The sequence below is a fragment of the Rhizobium sp. SVR5-2C genome (assembly GCF_056755115.1).
In genome coordinates this window covers 1-238 of sequence record NZ_JBNDHT010000573.1, presented here as the reverse complement: position 1 = coordinate 238, position 238 = coordinate 1, and the positions used below count along the sequence as shown (strand labels likewise).

General features: G+C 64.3%; 1 protein-coding gene. It reads left to right on the top strand.

Features of this window, described 5'->3' with window-relative positions:
* On the top strand, positions 1-238 hold a 238-nt coding region (locus tag ACPYOI_RS36950), incomplete at both ends, for an LLM class flavin-dependent oxidoreductase (RefSeq protein ID WP_481424294.1).

Here is a 238-nt window from a genome sequence, read left to right as displayed (position 1 = left end):
CCTCGGGTCCAGGCCAGGATCTTGCCGCCCGCACTGCCGATATCGTCTTCACCGCCCAGCAGAGCCTCGACGAGGCGCAGGCCTTCTACAAGAGCCTGAAGAGCAGGGTGGTCGGCTTTGGGCGCAGCCCCGATGACGTCGCAGTCATGCCGGGCTTCCTGCCTGTCATCGGCAGGACCGTTGCCGAAGCGCGTGAGAAACTCGACGTGCTAAACCGCTGGACTGACATCAAGAGCGC